The following is a 1,739-nucleotide window of genomic DNA, read 5'->3' as shown; positions in this document are numbered from 1 at the left end:
TCGCTGTGGATGTTGAATCAGCTTCCGCTCGCCCCGTCACTTCACAATCGATTCATCGATCACAGGATCTGCTCTAGCAAGCCGCGAGGCGTGCCTCGCGTCGATGACCGACGGCTGCTCAACCGCATCTCTGGGTTCTACGATCAGGTGCCCCATGGCGTGATTTACCAGAAAGATATGGTCCGTACACAACGTGCTATAATCGATGCAGGCCTCTCCCATCTCGGCATTCGTCATTGCATGGAACCGAAGGAAGGCAGACGTAAGGGCCCGGTGCTAGTCATTAGGGTTCTTAGCCGTGAGGAAAGAGCGACATTCAACGACCGTCTTCTTCCCTTAGAGGGACGCCAAGGTTTGAAGCGTTTGCAGCCATCGCTCGCGCAGACGGCCACTGATAGCGGACGAAAGTGACGTCCGGATAGCGACCCATGACATTCTGCTTCTGTTCGACTACATGACCATTAAGGCGATCATAAAATCCGCGCGCTGGGTAGTTCTCGCGTATCGTCAGGAGGTGAACTGGCTCTTCCCAGCGTTCTTCTGAAAAACGACTGATACTTTCGATGAGGAGCCTCGGGCCGAGCCTTTTTCCCTGAAAAGACCGATCTACATAAAGGTTGTGCAGGTAGGTGCCAAAATCCGTCTCCTCATCAAGGACGAAACATGCAAAACCCGCCAGACCAGAGTGTACCTCGGCTAAAGTGATCACCAGCTTCTCGGGATCGACAGAAGGAGCAAGGCGTCTTTGCCAGAGCTTGGCCTTCTCTCCAGGCATCATGTTCGCCAGATAGTCCTGGGGGAGCATGCCAGCATAGGCCTCACTACTCACACGAACGTGGAGGTCGGTAATGGAAGCATGGTCAGTTGCAAAGGCCTGCCGGAAATTTACAGAAACCATGATCAATCCTTACGATTCAGCCAATCGGGTAACAGATCACTGTGTAGGTCGTACATTGTCAATGTCCGGAGTTGGCGCTACTCCGTCGCGCAGCATAGGGTAGTTTCCCCCTGCGATTTTCGGCTGTTGATTAACCCTTACCGATGCAATGTCGGAAGGCAGCACAACGCTGGATTTAGGCTCATGAAGATGCCGCGCAACCTGACTACCGGCGATCTTCATGACGAGCATTTTAACGAACACAAGCGCAATAGGCGCTCTCCAAATTTTACGAGCCGTTTCCAGCAATCTCGCGAAGACACAGAACCAGGCTTCCTCTGGACTTCGGGTTGTTTCGCCCTCCGATAACGCAGCATATTGGTCCATCGCCACGACAATGCGTTCCGACCAGTCGGCAATTTATGCTGTTCAAGACGCCATCGGACTCGGGTCAGCAAAAGTTGACACCGCCTATGCCGCTATGGATTCCACGATCAATGTCTTAACCGAGTTTCAGGCGAAACTCGTCGCAGCAAAAGAACAGGGTGTTGATCGAGCAAAAATTCAAACCGAGCTTGAAGCGTTAAAAGATCAAACCGTCAGTATCGCAAAGTCGGCGAGCTTCAACGGCGTAAATTGGCTGAATACGTCTTTCACGAACATATACGATGATGCCGAAGCGAAGGAGCGACTGACCACCTCATTCGTCCGATCCAGCAGCGGCAGCGTCTCGGTGAAAACCACCGATATCGATCTGTCGAAGGTATCACTGTTCAATTCCACGGGTGTCAATGCCGCGTGAATTTTGCCCAGAAGTGCCGAAGTAAAATTCCCCAATTATGCCGACGTGGACGCCAGGGAG

Annotated in this window: 2 protein-coding genes and 1 pseudogene; 2 read left to right on the top strand and 1 reads right to left on the bottom strand. The window is 52.5% G+C overall.

Going from position 1 to position 1,739, the window contains the following annotated elements; all coding sequences use genetic code 11:
- Nucleotides 1–54: 54 nt before the first annotated feature.
- Nucleotides 55–206 (top strand): annotated as a pseudogene (locus tag V6S97_RS29060) (transposase); the annotation flags it as partial.
- A 110-nt stretch (nucleotides 207–316) separates the two neighbouring features.
- Here the strand turns inward: V6S97_RS29060 and V6S97_RS29055 are convergent.
- Entirely contained in the window at nucleotides 317–898 is a 582-nt protein-coding gene (locus tag V6S97_RS29055) for a GNAT family N-acetyltransferase (protein ID WP_334428443.1), read from the bottom strand.
- Between the two features lie 220 nt (nucleotides 899–1,118).
- Here V6S97_RS29055 and V6S97_RS29050 point away from each other — a divergent pair, with 220 nt between their 5' ends.
- Entirely contained in the window at nucleotides 1,119–1,679 is a 561-nt protein-coding gene (locus tag V6S97_RS29050) for a flagellin N-terminal helical domain-containing protein (RefSeq protein ID WP_334428442.1), read from the top strand.
- Nucleotides 1,680–1,739: the final 60 nt, after the last annotated feature.

The sequence above is a fragment of the Agrobacterium sp. CCNWLW155 genome (assembly GCF_036888815.1).
Lineage (GTDB): Bacteria > Pseudomonadota > Alphaproteobacteria > Rhizobiales > Rhizobiaceae > Agrobacterium > Agrobacterium radiobacter.
This window is presented reverse-complemented; position numbering and strand designations above follow the sequence as displayed.